Genomic DNA, 17,476 nt, shown 5'->3' with positions numbered 1-17,476 from the left:
TGGCGCGGCGGCGAAGTATCGCAGGCGAGTCCCCGAAATGAGTGGTTTTGGTCAAGCGCGTTGCACAAGCGTTCCCGGCCGATGTTGGTCATCGGGTCCTGACATGCGGGATAATGGCCTGGAAGCAATGTGTTCGATGCCGGGTACTAGGCGCCTGAATGGAGCCGTCGGCTGACGATGAACTGGTTTCAGGAAGGGGAACGAGCATGGCGGCCATGAAGCCGCGGACGGGCGACGGCCCGCTCGAGGTCACCAAGGAGGGGCGGGGCATCGTCATGCGCGTACCGCTCGAGGGCGGCGGTCGGCTCGTCGTCGAGCTGACTCCGGACGAGGCGGACGCCCTGGGTGACGCCCTGAAGAAGGTCGTCGGCTGATCCTTCAGGGACGCTGACAGTACTTTCGCTGCATTCTCTGCACTGCCCCGGCCGCGATCTGCGGTCGGGGCAGTGTTGTGTCCCCGCGACCCGCGACCCGCGACCCGCGACCCGCGACCCGCGACCCGCGACCCGCGACCCGCCACCCGTATCCGTGCGACCCGCGTCCGCGCGATGTCCAGGGCCCGTGACCCGTGACCCGTGACCTGAGACCTGAGACCCGAGAACCGTGATCGCCGGAGCCGTGCCGTGACCTTCTCCCCGCCCGCTCCGCCCGCCTTCGCCGACTGCACGCCCCGCCAGAGGGCGGCACGGGTCCTCACGGAGGCCCTGGCGCCGGCGAACCTGGTGGTGGCCCTGCTCCTGCTGATCGGCTGGCACAGCACCGGGTCGTGGCCGGGTCTCGGCTGGGGCCTGCTCGGGGCCCTGTTCTGCGGAGCGGTCCCGATCGGCATCGTCCTGCTCGGGGTCCGGCGCGGGGCGCTCACCGACCAGCACATCCGGATACGGCGCCAGCGGGTCGTGCCGATGGGACTGAGCCTGGTCTCCGTCGTCGCGGGGATCACCCTCCTGCGCGTGCTCGGCGCCCCGGCCGACGTCCTCGCGCTCGTCGTCGCGATGCTCGTCGGCCTCGGTTCCTCGCTGCTGGTGACCGTCGGCTGGCAGATATCCATCCACATGTCGGTGGCCTGCGGCACCGTGATGATCCTGCTGCTGGCCTTCGGCCCGGCGCTGCTCCCGGCGGCGCTGATCGCCGCCGGTGTGGGATGGTCCCGGCTGGTGCTGAAGGCGCACACCCCGGCGCAGCTCCTCGCCGGGAGCGTGCTGGGCGGTACGGCCGCGCTGACCTTCGCGCTGCTGCGCTGACCCGCGTGGGTCAGCGCCGGACCGCGCACAGCAGGCCGTCGCCCACCGGGAGCAGGGCGGCCTCCAGAGCCGGGCTCTCCCGGACGCTGCGCAGCAGCTCGCGGACGCGGAGCACCTCCACCGGCTGGGCCGCGGAGTCGACCGTACGGCCGTCGGAGAAGACTCCCTCGAAGCAGACCAGGCCGCCGGGGCGGAGCAGGCGCAACGATTCAGCGAGGTAGTCGAGGGACTCGGACGGGTCACCGTCGCAGAAGACGAGGTCGTATCCGCCGTCGGCCAGCCGGGGCAGTACGTCCAGGGCGCGGCCCGGGATGAAGCGGGCGCGGTTGCCCGCGAAGCCGGCGGCGCGGAAGGCCTGGCGGGCGAAGGCCTGCCGGTCCGCCTCGGGATCCACGGTGGTCAGGACCCCGTCGGCGCGCATTCCGTGCAGGAGGTGGATGCCGGACACGCCGGTTCCGGTGCCGATCTCGGCGACCGCTTTCGCGTCCGCGGTGGCGGCGAGCAGGCGCAGCGCGGCCCCGGTACCGGGGGAGACGGATCGAAGTCCCGCTTCCCTGGACCGGTCGCGGGCCCATCGCAGAGCGTCGTCTTCGGCGACAAACGCGTCGGCGAACGCCCAGCTCGTCTGCCGGTTGCCGGTAATGACCCTCTCCTGTCCCCATAGTTGGCGCAACGGTGACTGTATCCGCTGGAGTCGGGAACCCGCAGATGGGACCGGGCGTTGAGAGCAGTAGAGACGCAAGAGCGGCCCGGGGCCCGGAGCCCGTGCAAAGTTACTGCAAAAAAGCTTATCCAGAGCTGACGGGAGGGGTGGCTATGGTAGGGATTCCGCTGGACACCACCAGAGCCGACAGGGGAGGTGCGGCTGCGCCTGTGGATCGTGGGGGTGTCCTCCGACGCCTCTTCTGGTCGGCCGGTGAGCCGAAATCCGTGACCGACATTGCTGACCGTTTCCGCACCGTAGACACCGCAACCACCGCGACGTTCGCCGCCGATGCGGGCTCCCAGGCGTGGACCCCTCCCTCGTGGGAGGAGATCGTCAGCACGCACAGTGCGCGGGTCTACCGCCTCGCCTACAGGCTGACGGGCAACCAGCACGACGCCGAGGACCTGACGCAGGAGGTCTTCGTCCGCGTCTTCCGCTCGCTGTCCACGTACACGCCCGGCACCTTCGAGGGCTGGCTGCACCGGATCACCACGAACCTCTTCCTGGACATGGTCCGCCGCAAGCAGCGGATCCGCTTCGACGCCCTCGCCGACGACGCCGCCGAGCGGCTGCCGAGCCGCGAGCCGTCCCCGCAGCAGGTGCTGCACGACACCCACTTCGACGCGGACGTGCAGCAGGCGCTGGACACCCTCGCGCCCGAATTCCGTGCGGCCGTGGTGCTCTGCGACATCGAAGGCCTGTCCTACGAGGAGATCGCCGCCACGCTCGGCGTGAAGCTCGGCACCGTGCGCAGCCGTATCCACCGGGGCCGTTCGCACCTGCGCAAGGCGCTCAAGCACCGGTCTCCCGAGGCCCGTGCGGAGCAGCGCGCGCTGGCCGGTGTGGCGGTGGGCGCGCCCGGCGCCGGGGGAGAGGGCGGAGCCGAGTGAGCGGGATCAGTCCGTCCCCGTCGCCTGCCGAACATCACCTGGGTGACCGGCTCGCCGCCCTCGTGGACGGGGAGTTGAGCCATGACGCGCGCGAGCGGGTGCTGGCGCACTTGGCGACGTGTCCCAAGTGCAAGGCCGAGGCCGATGCGCAGCGGCGCCTGAAGACCATGTTCGTGGAGAGCGCGCCGCCTCCGCTGTCGGCCGGGCTGCTGGCGCGGTTGCAGGGGCTGCCGGGCGGCGGCCCCGAGGATCCCTCAGGGCCTTCCGGCCCGTTCGGCCCGTCGGCGGGAGCCGACCCCTTCGGGTCCTTCGGCTTCGCACCGCCCGCGGCCGCCGCCGCGCCGCAGCAGCAGGGCTTCCGGATCCACGAGGTGGGCCGGCAGCGGCGCCGCTTCGCGTTCGTGGCCGCAGGAGCGGTGTCGCTCGCCGCGATCGCGCTGGGCGGCTCGCTTCCGATGGAAACGGTCGAGCCCAATGCCCGGGGCGAGGCCCCGGCCGCGCGTACGGGACCCGTGGTTCCGGTGTTCGACGCGGTGGCCCGGGAGAACCGGCTGCCGAAGCCGGGCACCATCCCGACGCTCCGCCCGGTCAGCCCCCTCGCGTCCTCACCGGCGCCCACCCGTCCGACCGGCTCCGCCCGCCCGGTGTCCCTGTACCGATAGCCGCCAGGCCCCGGCCCCGTCCCGCCCGTCCGGCCCGCCGGGGCGGGTGGCCCGGGCGACCTGGTTGAATCTCCGCCAGATGCGCCGCCCCGGGCGGCCGGCGGAGACCGACAGGTAGGCGGGGAGCGCCCATGTCCGACAGTCAGCAGACCGATCCGGCCGCGGATCCGGTCCCCGCCCCCCTGCCCCGGTGGTGGAGCCGCCCCGCGGATCCCGTCGGCCCGCACGAGGCGTCCGTACCGCCCCCACGGGCCGAGCCGCCCGCGGAGGGGGATCCGGTGACGGCCCCGGCCCCCGCTCCAGCCCCGGTGCCCCAGTGGTGGAGCCGGCCCGCGCAGCCGCTTGCCGCGCACGGAGGATCCGTACCGCCGCCGCGGAGCGTGCCGGACGGGAATGCGGACACGGACACGGCCAGGGATGCGGACGCGGAGCCGCGGTACGACCCGTGGGGTGCGCGGCCGCTCCAGGCGGTGGACCAGGGCCGGGCGGGTTCCCGCCGGGTCCGGCTGCGCCAGGGCATCCTCCTCGCCCTCGGGATCGCCCTCCTGGCGGGTGGCATCGGAGGCTACGCCGGCGTCCTCGCCGAGCGGCAGGCCGGCACCCGCCTCGAACTTCCGCAGGCGGCCCGGACCGACCGCGGCCGCGCCCCCGACAGCGTCGCCGGGATCGCCGCCGCCGCGCTGCCCGGTGTGGTCACCCTGCACGTCAACGGCGCGGAGAGCAGCTCGACCGGTACCGGTTTCGTCCTCGACGGGCAGGGCCACATCCTCACCAACAACCACGTGGTCAACGGGGCCCGGACCATGACGGTCACCTTCAGCACCGGGGAGAGCGTCCCCGCCGAGCTGGTCGGCGGCGACACCGGATACGACCTGGCCGTCGTCAAGGTCGACGGGGTGCGGGGCCTGCGGCCGCTCGCGCTCGGCAACTCCGAGAACGTGGAGGTCGGTGACCCGGTCGTGGCCATCGGGGCCCCCTTCGACCTCTCCAACACCGTCACCGCCGGCATCATCAGCGCCACCGGCCGCCCCATCACCGCCGGCGGTGACAAGGGCGACGGCAGCGACGTCAGCTACGTCGACGCCCTCCAGACCGACGCCCCCATCAACCCCGGCAACTCCGGCGGGCCCCTCCTCGACGCCAGGGCCCAGGTCATCGGCATCAACAGCGCCATCCGCGGGGGCGACGGCAAGGACAGCTCCGGACAGCAGCGCGGCAGCATCGGCCTCGGGTTCGCCATCCCGGTGAACCAGGGCAAGCGCGTGGCCGAGGAGCTCATGCGCACCGGCCGCGCCACCCACCCCGTCATCGGCGTCACCGTGGACATGGAGTACTCCGGCGACGGTGCCCGGGTGGGGGAGAGGGGCGAGGGCGGGAAGCCGGCCGTCACCGCGGGCGGGCCCGGAGCCCGCGCGGGGATCAGGCCGGGCGACGTGATCACCAAGGTCGACGGGGTGCGGGTGCACGGCGGCGACGAGCTCGTGATCAAGATCCGCGCCCACCGGCCGGGCGACCGGCTCGCGCTCACGGTGCGGCGCGAGGGGCGGGAGCGCACGTTGGACGTGGTCCTCGGATCGGCGAACGGATCATGACGGGCGGGTGAAAGCAGGATCGGTCCGGTAATCAGCCGGTCCTGGTGTATTGGCCTGCGGACCCGGCCGGGTACCGTGTGACAGGCCTGACGTGAAGAGAGCCGAGGAGCGGGGCAAGGTGTTCAACGACATAGGCGCACTCGAGCTGGTCACGATCGTGGTGCTTGCCATTCTCATCTTCGGCCCGGACAAGCTGCCCAAGGTCATCCAGGACGTCTCGGGTGTGATCCGGAAGATCCGCGCGTTCTCCGACAGCGCGAAGCAGGACATCCGCTCCGAGCTCGGCCCGGAATTCAAGGACTTCGAGTTCGAGGACCTGAACCCGAAGAACTTCATCCGCAAGCAGCTGACCGAGAACGAGGACCTCAAGGAGATCCGGAGCAGCTTCGATCTCCGCAAGGAGCTCAACGAGGTCACCGACGCGGTCAACGGCAAGGAGTCCGACGCGGCCGAGGCCGCCGGCGGCACCCTCCCCGGCGCCACGCCGGGCGCCGGACCGGACATGGTCAAGAAGCCCGCCACCCCGGCTCAGGAGCAGCGCTCGCGCTACGACGCCGACGCGACCTGACGCCACCGGGGACCACGCGCGCGCCCGCCTGCCCGGTGAATCGCGGTCGGATGGCTATCCTCCTTTGAGTCCGGACCCAGGACGCCCGAGGGGGGTGGGCCGTTCCGGATCCCACGGAACGAGAGGCCGCATCGATGGAGACGACGAGCAGTAGCCGGGTAGGCACGCAGCCCGCCGAGGCGCAGTCGCCCGCACCCCAGGACCTTCCGCAGTCCCCGGACGCGGCCGCCCCGCCCGTCCCTGCCGCCCGCCGGACGGCCGAGGGCTACCTGCGGGCCGACTTCCCCTGGTACGGGCTGGACGGCGCCTTCACCGGCCCCCGCTGGCTGATGCAGGTCGCGGCCGGCGCCGACGGCAGCGTGGAGCACGGCTCGACCGGCCACGGGGACGAGCCCTCCGCCCGCGGAGAGATCGCCACCGGGGAGAAGGAGCGCTTCGCGGTGGTCGTCACCGTGGCCAGCAACCCGCTGCGGCGCAGCGGCGACGGCACCGGAGTCCTGGAGGCCACCTCGGTCTCCTCGGCGGCCTGGCTGGCCGGCTCGGGGCTGCTGGCCTACAGCTGGCCGGTGCAGATGGACCACAGCCTGCGCGACGACTGGCTCGACCAGCAGACCGAGGCCGCGTGGGAACTCGCGGACGACCTCGCGGGGCCGGACTGGTCGACGCTGTCGCTGCCGGTGGACGGGGAGCCGACGCCGTTCCACTACCGCGAGTCGGAGTTCGGGTGGGTTCTGGCCGGATCGACCGGGAGCGGGGTGCACTTGGGCGCGTACGGGCGCGGGATGAGCGCCTACGGGCTCGGCTTCTCGGTGATCGGGGACCTGGCGGCGTACGAGTAGGAAGCAAAAAAAAGGGGGGACCGGCGAGGGCATTGCCCCGCCGGTCCCCCCTTTTCCCGGCTTTCCCGGGTCAGAACTTGTTGCGCGGGGTGATCCCCAGGGACATGCCCGCCAGGCCGCGGGCGCGGCCGCCGAGCTTGCCCGCGATGGCGCGCAGGGCCGCGCCGGCGGGGGAGTCGGGGTCGGACAGGACGACCGGGGTGCCGTCGTCGCCGCCCTCGCGCAGGCGGACGTCGATCGGGATCGAGCCCAGCACCGGTACGGCCGCGCCGACCGTCTTGGTCAGGCCGTCGGCGACCTTCTGGCCACCGCCCGAGCCGAACACGTCGACCATCTCGTCGCAGTGCGGGCAGGGCAGCCCGGACATGTTCTCGACGACTCCGACGATCTTCTGGTGGGTCTGCACGGCGATCGAGCCCGCCCGCTCCGCGACCTCGGCCGCCGCCTGCTGCGGCGTGGTCACGACGAGGATCTCGGCGTTCGGCACGAGCTGGGCCACGGAGATCGCGATGTCGCCCGTGCCCGGCGGCAGGTCGAGCAGCAGGACGTCGAGGTCGCCCCAGAACACGTCGGCAAGGAACTGCTGGAGGGCCCGGTGGAGCATCGGACCGCGCCACACCACGGGCGCGTTGCCCGGGGTGAACATGCCGATGGAGATGACCTTCACGCCGTGCGCCGACGGCGGCATGATCATGTTCTCGACCTGGGTGGGGCGGCCCGCCACGCCGAGCATGCGGGGCACGCTGTGGCCGTAGATGTCGGCGTCGACGACGCCGACCTTGAGGCCGTCGGCCGCCATCGCCGCCGCCAGGTTCACGGTGACCGAGGACTTGCCGACGCCGCCCTTGCCGGAGGCGACCGCGTAGACGCGGGTCAGCGAGCCGGGCTGGGCGAAGGGCACCTCGCGCTCGGCGGTGCCGCCGCGCAGGGTCGCCGCGAGGTCCTTGCGCTGCTCGTCGCTCATCACGTCCAGCGTGACGGCGACCGAGGTGACGCCGGGGACCTGCTGCACGGCCTCGGTGACCAGGTTGGTGATCGTCTCGCGCATGGGGCAGCCCGACACGGTCAGGAACACGGTGACGGCGACCTCGCCGCCGTCACCGATCTCCACCGATTTGACCATGCCCAGCTCGGTGATCGGCCGGTGGATCTCGGGGTCGTTCACCGTCGCCAGCGCGTCCAGGATCGCGTCCTGTTCGGGCACGGCAGCGGCGGAGGCGGAGCTTGTGTCGGTAGCCATGCCCCGATGGTACGGCGCGGTAGCGGGCCTCGGGGAAGCCCGCTAGCGGTCGCCTTCGTCACTCTCGAGCGGGAATAGCCGCCGTTCGTCCATCTCCTTGATCAGATCCTGGAACTCGGACCGGATCCAGTCGCGCGTGGCGACCTCTCCCAGCCCCATCCGCAGCGCCGCGATCTCCCGGGTCAGGTACTCGGTGTCCGCCAGCGAGCGTTCGTTCTGCTTGCGGTCCTGCTCCAGGTTGACCCGGTCCCGGTCGTCCTGGCGGTTCTGCGCCAGCAGGATCAGCGGGGCCGCGTAGGAGGCCTGGAGCGACAGCATCAGGGTCAGGAAGATGAAGGGGTACTGGTCGAAGCGCAGGTGTCCGGGCGCAAAGATGTTCCAGAGCACCCAGATGATGATGACGACGGTCATCCAGACGATGAACCGGCCCGTGCCGAGGAACCGCGCGACCCGCTCCGAGAGCCGCCCGAAGGCCTCCGGGTCGTACTCGGGCAGCAGCCGCCGGCGGGCCGGGCGCGGCAGGTCGAGCCGGGTCCGCGAGCGCGTCAGCGCGCTCGCCCCGGTCGACTGGCCGGCCTTCGCCCGCTCGCCGCGCTCGAAAGAGGAACGTTCCGCCCGCTCCGCGGCCGCCTCCGTCAGCCCGTGCTCGCGCGCCTGCGCCCGGGCGTGCTCGCGGCGCTCCCGGATCTGCTCCCGGCGCCGCTCGCGTGCCTGCTCGCGCTCGCCGCGCCCCCGCTCAGTTCCCACGTAGGGCCCCTTCCGCACGCTCGGAGTCCTCGGGTCCGCCGGGTCCCTCCGCATGGAAGTCCGTCTCCCGCCAGTCGTCCGGCAGCAGGTGGTCCAGGACGTCGTCCACGGTGACCGCGCCCAGCAGCGAGCCGCTCTCGTCGACCACCGGGACCGCGACCATGTTGTACGCGGCCAGGTAGCTGGTCACCACCGGCAGCGAGGCGTCCGGCCGCAGGGGCGCCAGCCCGGTGTCCACGATCGAGCTGACCAGGGTGAACGGCGGATCGCGCAGCAGCCGCTGGAAGTGCACCGTGCCCAGGTACTTGCCCGTCGGGGTCTCGTCCGGCGGCCGGCACACGTACACCTGCGCCGCCAGCGCCGGCGACAGGTCCGACTGCCGTACGCGGGCCAGCGCGTCGGCGACCGTCGCGTCGGGCCGCAGCACGATCGGCTCCGTGGTCATCAGACCGCCCGCGGTGTTCTCCTCGTACGACAGCAGGCGCCGCACGTCGGCGGCGTCGTCCGGCCGCATCAGCGTCAGCAGCCGCTCCTTGTCGTCCTCCGGCAGCTCCGAGAGCAGGTCGGCCGCGTCGTCCGGGTCCATCGCCTCCAGGACGTCGGCCGCGCGCTCCTCCTTCAGCTTCCCGAGGATCTCCACCTGCTCGTCCTCGGGCAGCTCCTCCATGACGTCCGCGAGCCGGTCGTCGTCCAGCGCGTTCGCCACCTCGGCGCGCCGCTTCGGCGTCAGGTGGTGCAGGACGTTCGCCACGTCCGCGGGGCGCATCTGCTCGAAGGTGGCGACCAGGTTCTCGGCGCCCTGCCCGTGCTCCTCCAGCGAGAAGCCCGTCACCGCCGACCACTCCACGGTCAGGGTCTCGCCGCGCCGCCGCAGCGCGCCCGCCTTGCCCTTGCGTACGAAGATCCGGTCGATCTCCCAGTCGCGGCGGGCCGGCAACTGCTGGATGGCCACGTCCAGGACGGTGACCTCCTCGTCGTCCGCGACCAGGCGCACCCGCCGGTCCAGCAGTTCGCCGAGGATCAGCCGCTCGGTGGGGCGCTGCTCGAAGCGCCGCATGTTGACCACGCCCGTGGTGATCACCTGGCCGGACTCGACGCCCGTCACCCGGGTCATGGGCAGGAAGATCCGGCGCCGGCTGACCACCTCGACCACCAGGCCGAGCAACCGGGGCGGCCGGCCGCCCACGCGGAGCATCGCGACGAGGTCGCGCACCCGGCCCACCTGGTCGCCGTTGGGGTCGAAGACGGGCACACCCGACAGATGCGAGACGAAGATCCGTGGGGCGCCTGCCGCCATCCGAGCGCCTCCTACGAGCTGCGTCATCCGTCGATCACCGGTACTGCCGCCCTCAGGTTAGCCCGTACCGCACGCAACCTCCTGGTGGGGCCGTCCGCCCGAGCGTCCCCCGGGCGCCCCGCTGTGCCCGTACGCGCGTCCCCACGAGCTGGGCACGGGGGCCGCGCGGAGGCCCGCGTACGGGCGGGTACGCTGCCAGCTGCTCGCCACGCAACGAGAGGGACCCCTGCCCGTGACCGCCTATTTCCCCGCCCCGCGGCTGCGCCGGGCCGCCTTCGTCAGTGCCCTCTGCGCGGGCCTGGCCGTCGTCGGCACGGGGTGCGGGGCGGATCCCGACGAGGGGACGAACGGGGTCGGCAAACTGTCCGCCGACCAGATCGAGGACCGGGCGAAGTCGGCCGTCACCGGGGCGCAGTCGGTCCACCTTTCCGGCACGCTCGTCAGCGGAGGCAAGTCCTTCACCCTGGACATGCGGCTCGGGGCGGACGGCGGCTCCGGCGAGGTGAAGTCCCACGACGACACCACCTTCCAGCTGCTGCGGGTCGGGGAGCAGCTCTACCTCAAGGCGGGCGCCGCGTTCTGGGGCCAGTCCGAGGCGGCCGGCAAGCTCGGCGACAAGTTCGTCAAGGTGCCCGAGGGCGACCCCTCGTACAAGCAGTTCCGCGGGTTCACCGACATGCAGGTCATGCTCGACGGGCTGCTCGGGCTCGAAGGCAAGCTCAGCAAGGGCGAGGACTACACCAAGGTCGGGCCCACGCGGGCCGTGCAGGTCTCGGCGGACAAGGGCAAGGGCGGCAAGCTCTCGGTCTCCCTGGAGGGCACCCCCTACCCGCTCCTGATGGAACGCGCGGGCGGCGCCGGCCGGGTGACCCTCGCGGAATGGGGCGCGCCGGTCGAACTGACCGCGCCCGCGCCGGACCAGACGGTGGACTACGGTTCCGAGCTGCCCACGACCAAGGAGCAGCCGGGCGGCTCCGGCCAGGGCGCCAACCCGCAGGGCTAGGCCGTCTTCTTCTTCCGCTTCAGCAGCAGCTTCGGCAGCCCGGCCGGGATCGGCTGCCGGGTCGTCGCCGGGGAGCCCAGCGGAGCCGCCGCGAGCGAACCCCCGGGGAGGGACTCCCGGACCGACTCCGGCTCCAGGCGCAGCAGTCGGCACTCGCGCGCCCAGCGTTCGGTCATCTCGGCGGAGTCGGGCGCGTTGAGCCGCTTGCCCTTGAGCTCGGCCACCGCTGCCTCCCACGGCTCGCTGCCGGGCACGAGCTCGCGTACGGTCGCCGTCCACGCGACGAGCCGGCCGCCCTTGTCCTTGCTGCGCACGGTCACCTCGGCCGCCGCCCCGTCCGCGAGCCCCGGGAACGGCTGCTCCCCGGGCCCGTCGCCGAGCACGTGCGCCGCGCCGTCCACCCAGGCGTGCCACAGGCCGCGGTCGGCCCCGGAGCCGCGGACCCAGATGAGGCCGGACTTCTTGGTGGCCTCCTCGACGAGGGCCAGATCGAGCGCGCTGAGAGTCATGCGCACAGGGTAGCCAGCGCCCGGTACGGGCTCACAGCCAGTGCGCGGTCACAGCCAGCCGTGACGGCGCAGGGCTCGGTGGATGGTGAAGCAGGTCCCGGCGATGGCGGCCATCACCATCGGATAGCCGTAGCGCCACTGGAGCTCCGGCATGTGCTCGAAGTTCATCCCGTACACCCCGCAGATCATCGTGGGCACGGCGATGATCGCCGCCCAGGAGGTGATCTTGCGCATGTCCTCGTTCTGCGCGACGGTCGCCTGCGCCAGGTTGGCCTGGAGGATGGAGTTCAGCAGCTCGTCGAAGCCGACGACCTGCTCGTGCACGCGGGCCAGGTGGTCGGCGACGTCGCGGAAGTACTTCTGGATGTCGGGCTCCACCAGCCGCATCGGGCGCTCGCTGAGCAGCTCCATGGGCCGCAGCAGCGGGGAGACGGCCCGCTTGAACTCCAGCACCTCGCGCTTGAGCTGGTAGATGCGGCCCGCGTCGCCGCCGCGCGCCGCGCCCTTGGCGGGGGCGGCGAAGACCTCGCTCTCCACCTCGTCGATGTCGTCCTGCACGGCCGCGGCGACGGCGATGTACCCGTCGACCACGTGGTCGGCGAGGGAGTGCAGGACGGCGGACGGGCCCTTGGCGAGCAGGGCCGGGTCGGCCTGGAGGCGGTGGCGCAGGCCCTTGAGGGAGCCGTGGCCGCCGTGCCGGACGGTGATGACGAAGTCGGGGCCGGTGAAGCACATCACCTCGCCGGTCTCCACCACCTCGCTGGTGGCGGTGAGTTCGGCGTGCTCGACGTAGTGGATCGTCTTGAAGACGGTGAAGAGGGTGTCGTCGTAGCGCTCCAGCTTCGGCCGCTGGTGCGCGTGCACCGCGTCCTCCACGGCGAGCGGGTGCAGCCCGAACACGGCGGCGATCCCCGCGAACTCGGCCTCCGTCGGCTCGTGCAGGCCGATCCACGCGAAACCGCCGTCCTCGCGGACCTCGCGGAGCGCCTCACGGGGCGTCAGACAGGAGGCCCCGTGTCCGCGCACGGCGCGCCGCCCGTCGCGGTAGACGGCGCAGTCGACCACCGCGCTGATCGCGGACGGGTCGCGGGTGGTGTCGTAGCCGGGCTGTGCCGGGGTGGACCTGCGCAGCGCGGGGCGGACGGCGGCACGGAGGTAGGGCAGCATCGACATGGCAGGCTCCTTCGCGCGCACGGCTGCGGACCGTACGGGTGGGAGGTCCTTCCGGACGGCACGCTCACCCGGTCGGCAGGCCGGGCGGGCAGGCGGAAGGATCAGGACGGGAGGACACAGTTCTTCCGTCGCTCTTCGACTGATCCTGGAGTGCGGATCAAAGGGGGCGCGGCGCGCCCGGCAGTGAAGGGGAAGAGCGATGAGTACCGCACGTACTGTGCGATCGACTTCGATGCACCGCAGCCCCACCTCCTCCGGCCGGTCCCCCGTAAGGGACGTCCTGTCGCCGGGGCACTGAAACTTCTCTTCTGAGAGCGTCCCCGACCAGCGGTCAACGATATCAGCCGACGGATGGTCAAGACCCGCCCTTTACCCGGCTGATACGAGTTCTATGCTCGCTCCATGGCAGAAATTCTGGCCCTTGTGGAAGCCCGGCTGCGCGCCGCGCTCGGCGAACCCGACGCCCGCGCCGCCGTCACCTTCCTGGGCACCGACCGCTTCGAAGTCCTCCGCTTCACCGAGGGCGACCTCGTGCGGTACGCGACCCTCGGCATGTCCGCCCAACCGATGACCGACCCGACGGCGGTGGTCTCCGACCCGGTCCGCGGCCCGCGCGCGGAACTCGTGCTGACCGTACGGGGCGGGCTCGCGCCCACCGACAAGCTGCTGCGGCCGCTGGCCGTGCTGGCGGCGTCGCCCCAGGTGGAAGGGCTCGTCGTGGCGCCCGGCGCCTCACTGGACGTGGGCGAACCCCTGTGGGACGGGGCGCCGTTCACCTCCGTGCTCGTGGGGGAGCCCGGCGGACTGGTCGAGGACGTCGTCCTGGACGACCCCATGGACCCCGTCTCCTTCTTCCCCCTGCTGCCGATGACGGCGAACGAGGCGGCGTGGAAGAGGGTCCACGGCGCCGCCGCCCTGCAGGAACGCTGGCTCGCGCGCGGCACGGATCTGCGGGACCCTCTGCGTACGGCAGTCGCACTGGACTGAGCATCCGGCCGCCCGGCCGCCCGGACGGGTGATCGCATCTTGACGGGGCGCGCGGCGGGGAGGAGCGTGGCTTCTTATGAGGGGCGAACCGAGTTGCCCGAAGTGTGGTGGCCGGGTCAGGGCGCCCGGTCTTTTCGCCGACTCCTGGCAGTGCGCGGTGCACGGCACCGTCCATCCCCTGCAGCCCGTGATCCCGCCGAGCGTCGAAGGTCTGGGCGTCGTGGTGAACCGGGCACAGGTACCGGTCTGGATGCCCTGGCCGCTTCCCGTCGGCTGGCTGTTCACCGGGATCGCCTCCGCCGGTGACGACCGCAGCGGCGGCCGGGCCACCGCCGTGGCCTGCTCGGGTCCCGGGCCGCTCGGCGGCATCGGCGAGCTGCTGCTGATCGCCGAGGAGCTGGGCGTCGGCCTGGGCGCGCGGTTCGCCGGTCTCGACGCCCCCGACCCGGGCCGCTACATGAACGTCTCCGCCCCGCCGCACGCCAAGGTGGTCGCCGCCGGGCGCCCGACGCCCCTGTGGCACGTCACCGGCGTACCCGACGACCGGGCCGTCTTCGCCGGTGAGGCGCGCGGGCTGTGGCTGTGGGCGATCGTCTGGCCGGAGCAGTCGGGCCTGCTGATGTACGACGAGCTGGTCCTGACCGATTTGCGCGACGCGGGAGCCGAGGTGGAGCTGCTGCCCTGCGGCGCCCTGAGCCCCCGCATCCTGTCCCCTTGACGCGCCGCTCGCGCGGCTCGGCGCGGGGGGCGCCCCGCCGGCCTCGCGGCGCTGCGCCGGACCGCGTCCGGCGGACCAGTCGGGCCCGTCCGGCGGCGAGACGCGGTACGGGCGGTCGGGCGGGGAAACGCGGACGGTATCCTGGAGCGTCCCCCGTCCGCGTGTGAACCCTGGAGTTCGGCTGTGCGCATCGATCTGCACGCCCACTCCACGGCCTCGGACGGTACGGACACCCCTGCCGAGCTGGTGCGCAATGCCGCCGGTGCGGGGCTCGACGTGGTGGCGCTCACCGACCACGACACCGTCGCCGGGTACCGCGAGGCCGTCGACGCGCTGCCCCAGGGCCTGACCCTGGTCACCGGGGCCGAGCTGAGCTGCCGTCTCGACGGCATCGGCATGCACATGCTGGCGTACCTCTTCGACCCCGAGGAGCCCGAGCTCTACCGTGAGCGGGAGCTCGTACGCGACGACCGCGTCCCGCGCGCGCAGGCCATGATCGGCAAGCTCCAGGGCCTCGGGGTGGACATCACCTGGGAGCAGGTGGCCCGGATCGCCGGTGAGGGCTCCGTGGGACGCCCGCACATCGCCGCGGCGCTCGTCGAGCTGGGCGTCGTGCCCACCGTGTCGGACGCCTTCACGGCGGAGTGGCTCGCCGACGGCGGCCGCGCCTACGCCGAGAAGCACGAGCTCGACCCCTTCGACGCGATCCGTCTGGTCAAGGCGGCCGGCGGGGTCACCGTCTTCGCCCATCCCGCCGCCGTCAAGCGGGGCACCTGCGTGCCCGAGAGCGCGATAGCCGCCCTCGCGTCGGCCGGTCTCGACGGCATCGAGGTCGACCACATGGACCACGACGCCGCCACCCGCGCGCGCCTGCGCGGCCTGGCAGGCGACCTCGGCCTGCTGACCACCGGGTCCAGCGACTACCACGGCAGCCGCAAGACCTGCCGCCTCGGGGAGTACACGACCGACCCCGAGATCTACGGCGAGATCACCCGCCGTGCCACCGGGGCGTTCCCGGTCCCCGGCGCCGGTGGGCGCGTACGCGGCTGACCACTGCCGCCGCCCTCCTGAGCTGCCCCTTCTTTTCGTGACACCCCTCTCCTGCAAGGCATCACTGTGCTCGATTTCGCCGTCTTCGGATCCCTCTTTCTCACGCTTTTTGTGATTATGGACCCTCCGGGGATCACGCCCATCTTCCTCGCGCTGACCTCCGGCCGCCCCGCCAAGGTGCAGCGCCGCATGGCCTGGCAGGCCGTCTGCGTCGCCTTCGGCGTCATCGCCGTCTTCGGCCTCTGCGGTCAGCAGATCCTCGACTACCTGCACGTCTCCGTGCCGGCCCTGATGATCGCGGGCGGGTTGCTGCTCCTGCTCATCGCGCTCGACCTGCTCACCGGCAAGACCGACGAGCCGAAGCAGACCAAGGACGTGAACGTCGCGCTCGTCCCCCTCGGCATGCCGCTGCTCGCAGGGCCCGGCGCGATCGTCTCGGTGATCCTGGCCGTGCAGAAGGCCGACGGGCTCACCGGTCAGGTCTCGGTGTGGGCCGCGATCGTCGCGATGCACGTCGTGCTGTGGGTGGTGATGCGCTATTCGCTCGTCATCATCCGCGTGATCAAGGACGGGGGAGTGGTCCTCGTGACGCGCCTGGCGGGCATGATGCTGTCCGCGATCGCGGTCCAGCAGATCATCAACGGCGTGCTCCAGGTGATCCAGACCGCGTAGCGCCACCCGCCGCGCATGCGAACGCCCCCGCACCGGATCGGTGCGGGGGCGTTCGGAGCATGCGGCGCGGGGCGCCGTCGTCAGGTGGACGCGATCAGTTGGACACGGTCAGTTGGACACGGTCAGTTGGACACGGTCTCGGCCGGTCGGATCAGGATGCGCTGGCCAATGGCCGCGGCCTGCTGCACGATCCGGTTGACGGAGGCCGCGTCCACGACGGTGCTGTCCACGGCAGATCCGTCGACGTCGTCCAGGCGCAGAATCTCGAAGCGCATGGGGCTTCTCCCTTCGTCAGTGTTCTTCCTTGTACAGGGTTAACGAAGTGTAAGCCGCAAACATTCCCTACGCTAAGGAAATTTTTTCCTTGTCTAACTACTAACGGGTACCGGAGACGTCGGAGACCTCGGCGGAGGACCTCTCGCAGGCCGCCCAGAACGCCGCCAGCGCCGCCGCCGTGGCCTGCGGGTCCTCGGCGTTCGGAGAGTGTTCCGTCCCCGGGACCACCACCCGCGCCGCGCCCAGCCGGCGCGCCATCGCGTCCATCTCCGACACCGGCCACACCGGGTCCGACTCCCCGGACAGCACCAGCTTCGCCAGCCCGGGCGCCGCGGCGGCGAGGTCGTCGATCCGGTCCGGTTCCTCGATTAGCGCCCGGCCGGTGACGATCAGCTGCTCGGGCAGCGTGCCCAGCCAGCGGGCGCGCAGGAAGGCCGCGAGGGCCGGGTCCTCGGGGGGCGCGTCACGCGGATCCATGGCGCGCATGGCCGCCCAGATGCCGTCCATGTCGTCGCCCATCGCCTCCAGCGCCGAGATCAGCAGCTTCGTACGGCCCTGCTGGTCCGCGCAGACCGCGCCCGGGCCGCTGCTGAGCAGCGTCAGGCTGGCGTACGGGGCCGGATCGCGGACCACGGCCGCCCGGACGATCAGCCCGCCCAGCGAATGCCCGAGCAGGTGCACCGGACCGGCCGCGTCCAGGGCGGCCGTCTGCGCGAGGACGTCCTGCGCCAGTTCCGCCAGGGTGTACGGGGCCTGCGCGCGCGGGCCGCCGCTCTCGTGCTGGCCGCGGCCGTCGACGGCGACCACCCGGTATCCGGCGGCGGTCAGCGGCCCGAGGAGGCCGATGAAGTCCTCCTTGCTGCCGGTGTAGCCGGGCACCAGCAGGGCGGTACCGCGGGCCGGCCCGCCGGGCACGGCCTCGTGCACGGCGAACTCGCCGCGGGCCGTGGCCAGCCGGTACGCGCGGGCTGCGGGCGGGAGCGTCAGGGTCGGCGGCTTGCTCATGGCCCGAGGTTACCGGCCCGTACGCCCGTACGGGAGCTCCGCCCGGGCCCGGGTACGCCGATGGCCCCGGCCCCCTCGACAGGGGACCGGGGCCATCGGCAGGGCGTTACGCCTCCGGGGTCTCCACCGCGGCGACGGCCTTGCGGGTCCGCGTGCGCTTCGGCTTGGCCGGAGCCTCCTCGGCCGCAGCGGCGGCCTCGGCGGCCGGAGCCTCCGGGGCGACGGCCGCGACCTTGCGGGTGCGGGTGCGCTTCGGCTTGACCGGAGCCTCCTCCGCCACCGGAGCGGCGGCGTCGGCGAC

General features: G+C 72.5%; 19 protein-coding genes and 2 pseudogenes. 12 read left to right on the top strand and 9 right to left on the bottom strand.

What is annotated here, in order from left to right; all coding sequences use genetic code 11:
• Nucleotides 1-206: 206 nt before the first annotated feature.
• Together ABZY57_RS23070 and ABZY57_RS23065 are read left to right on the top strand one after the other, a co-directional pair.
• Nucleotides 207-374 carry a DUF3117 domain-containing protein gene (locus ABZY57_RS23070; RefSeq protein WP_003966491.1) on the top strand — a complete coding sequence of 56 codons (168 nt, stop codon included), beginning with the start codon at nt 207-209 and terminating at the stop codon, nt 372-374.
• A gap of 249 nt (nt 375-623) precedes the next feature.
• Nucleotides 624-1,241: a hypothetical protein gene (locus tag ABZY57_RS23065; RefSeq protein ID WP_356514785.1), complete on the top strand. Its 618-nt coding sequence runs from the start codon at nt 624-626 to the stop codon at nt 1,239-1,241.
• A gap of 10 nt (nt 1,242-1,251) precedes the next feature.
• Here ABZY57_RS23065 and ABZY57_RS23060 read toward each other — a convergent pair whose 3' ends face one another.
• The gene (locus ABZY57_RS23060) at nt 1,252-1,914 is read right to left on the bottom strand and encodes a class I SAM-dependent methyltransferase (RefSeq protein WP_243335946.1); all 663 of its coding nucleotides are present in this window, start codon (nt 1,912-1,914) and stop codon (nt 1,252-1,254) included.
• A 143-nt stretch (nt 1,915-2,057) separates the two neighbouring features.
• On the opposite strand from ABZY57_RS23060, the gene sigE reads away from it, so the two are divergent.
• The 5 genes and pseudogenes from sigE to ABZY57_RS23035 all read left to right on the top strand — a co-directional run bounded on the left by sigE (nt 2,058) and on the right by ABZY57_RS23035 (nt 6,498).
• The gene (gene sigE, locus ABZY57_RS23055; protein WP_356514783.1) at nt 2,058-2,837 is read left to right on the top strand and encodes an RNA polymerase sigma factor SigE; all 780 of its coding nucleotides are present in this window, start codon (nt 2,058-2,060) and stop codon (nt 2,835-2,837) included.
• Nucleotides 2,834-3,283 (top strand): annotated as a pseudogene (locus ABZY57_RS23050) (zf-HC2 domain-containing protein); the annotation flags it as partial. The gene sigE and the pseudogene ABZY57_RS23050, both read left to right, overlap by 4 nt.
• A 347-nt stretch (nt 3,284-3,630) precedes the next feature.
• On the top strand, nt 3,631-5,091 hold the full coding sequence (locus tag ABZY57_RS23045; RefSeq protein WP_356514781.1) for a trypsin-like peptidase domain-containing protein: 1,461 nt from the start codon (nt 3,631-3,633) through the stop codon (nt 5,089-5,091).
• A 118-nt stretch (nt 5,092-5,209) separates the two neighbouring features.
• Nucleotides 5,210-5,659 carry a sec-independent translocase gene (locus ABZY57_RS23040; protein ID WP_356514813.1) on the top strand — a complete coding sequence of 150 codons (450 nt, stop codon included), beginning with the start codon at nt 5,210-5,212 and terminating at the stop codon, nt 5,657-5,659.
• 134 nt (nt 5,660-5,793) lie between these two features.
• Entirely contained in the window at nt 5,794-6,498 is a 705-nt protein-coding gene (locus ABZY57_RS23035; RefSeq protein WP_356514779.1) for a hypothetical protein, read from the top strand.
• A gap of 70 nt (nt 6,499-6,568) precedes the next feature.
• Here the strand turns inward: ABZY57_RS23035 and ABZY57_RS23030 are convergent, their stop codons facing one another.
• The 3 genes from ABZY57_RS23030 to ABZY57_RS23020 form a co-directional block, all read right to left on the bottom strand.
• Entirely contained in the window at nt 6,569-7,738 is a 1,170-nt protein-coding gene (locus ABZY57_RS23030; protein ID WP_356514777.1) for an Mrp/NBP35 family ATP-binding protein, read from the bottom strand.
• A gap of 42 nt (nt 7,739-7,780) precedes the next feature.
• A complete protein-coding gene (locus tag ABZY57_RS23025; RefSeq protein WP_356514811.1) occupies nt 7,781-8,287 on the bottom strand; it encodes a DUF1003 domain-containing protein in 507 nt (168 codons plus the stop codon).
• A 187-nt stretch (nt 8,288-8,474) separates the two neighbouring features.
• On the bottom strand, nt 8,475-9,782 hold the full coding sequence (locus tag ABZY57_RS23020; RefSeq protein ID WP_356514775.1) for a CBS domain-containing protein: 1,308 nt from the start codon (nt 9,780-9,782) through the stop codon (nt 8,475-8,477).
• A 232-nt stretch (nt 9,783-10,014) separates the two neighbouring features.
• On the opposite strand from ABZY57_RS23020, the gene ABZY57_RS23015 reads away from it, so the two are divergent.
• The gene (locus ABZY57_RS23015) at nt 10,015-10,785 is read left to right on the top strand and encodes a hypothetical protein (protein ID WP_356514773.1); all 771 of its coding nucleotides are present in this window, start codon (nt 10,015-10,017) and stop codon (nt 10,783-10,785) included.
• Here the strand turns inward: ABZY57_RS23015 and ABZY57_RS23010 are convergent.
• Nucleotides 10,782-11,294, bottom strand: a complete 513-nt coding sequence (locus ABZY57_RS23010) for a hypothetical protein (protein WP_356514771.1) — start codon at nt 11,292-11,294, stop codon at nt 10,782-10,784. The genes ABZY57_RS23015 and ABZY57_RS23010 overlap by 4 nt on opposite strands.
• A 48-nt stretch (nt 11,295-11,342) precedes the next feature.
• On the bottom strand, nt 11,343-12,467 hold the full coding sequence (locus tag ABZY57_RS23005; protein ID WP_356514769.1) for a magnesium and cobalt transport protein CorA: 1,125 nt from the start codon (nt 12,465-12,467) through the stop codon (nt 11,343-11,345).
• Between the two features lie 402 nt (nt 12,468-12,869).
• Between ABZY57_RS23005 and ABZY57_RS23000 the strand changes: the two genes are divergently transcribed.
• The 4 genes from ABZY57_RS23000 (at nt 12,870) to ABZY57_RS22985 (ending at nt 15,894) form a co-directional block, all read left to right on the top strand.
• Nucleotides 12,870-13,454 (top strand): suppressor of fused domain protein, encoded by a 585-nt coding sequence (locus tag ABZY57_RS23000; protein WP_356514767.1) that lies wholly within the window; start codon nt 12,870-12,872, stop codon nt 13,452-13,454.
• 76 nt (nt 13,455-13,530) lie between these two features.
• Nucleotides 13,531-14,172, top strand: coding sequence for a DUF6758 family protein (locus ABZY57_RS22995; RefSeq protein ID WP_356514765.1), 642 nt, complete (start codon nt 13,531-13,533; stop codon nt 14,170-14,172).
• 183 nt (nt 14,173-14,355) lie between these two features.
• Nucleotides 14,356-15,222, top strand: coding sequence for a PHP domain-containing protein (locus tag ABZY57_RS22990; protein ID WP_356514763.1), 867 nt, complete (start codon nt 14,356-14,358; stop codon nt 15,220-15,222).
• Between the two features lie 66 nt (nt 15,223-15,288).
• Nucleotides 15,289-15,894 (top strand): MarC family protein, encoded by a 606-nt coding sequence (locus tag ABZY57_RS22985; protein ID WP_356514761.1) that lies wholly within the window; start codon nt 15,289-15,291, stop codon nt 15,892-15,894.
• Between the two features lie 122 nt (nt 15,895-16,016).
• On the opposite strand, the gene ABZY57_RS22980 is transcribed toward ABZY57_RS22985, so the two are convergent.
• From ABZY57_RS22980 to ABZY57_RS22970, 3 genes and pseudogenes are all read right to left on the bottom strand, one after another.
• Nucleotides 16,017-16,169, bottom strand: coding sequence for a hypothetical protein (locus tag ABZY57_RS22980; RefSeq protein ID WP_328300661.1), 153 nt, complete (start codon nt 16,167-16,169; stop codon nt 16,017-16,019).
• A gap of 100 nt (nt 16,170-16,269) precedes the next feature.
• A complete protein-coding gene (locus ABZY57_RS22975) occupies nt 16,270-17,175 on the bottom strand; it encodes an alpha/beta fold hydrolase (RefSeq protein WP_356514760.1) in 906 nt (301 codons plus the stop codon).
• 106 nt (nt 17,176-17,281) lie between these two features.
• A pseudogene (locus ABZY57_RS22970) lies at nt 17,282-17,476 on the bottom strand (DNA helicase); the annotation flags it as partial.

The sequence above is a fragment of the Streptomyces sp. NPDC006450 genome, assembly GCF_040612195.1.
In the GTDB taxonomy this organism is placed as follows: Bacteria; Actinomycetota; Actinomycetes; order Streptomycetales; family Streptomycetaceae; genus Streptomyces.
This window is presented reverse-complemented; position numbering and strand designations above follow the sequence as displayed.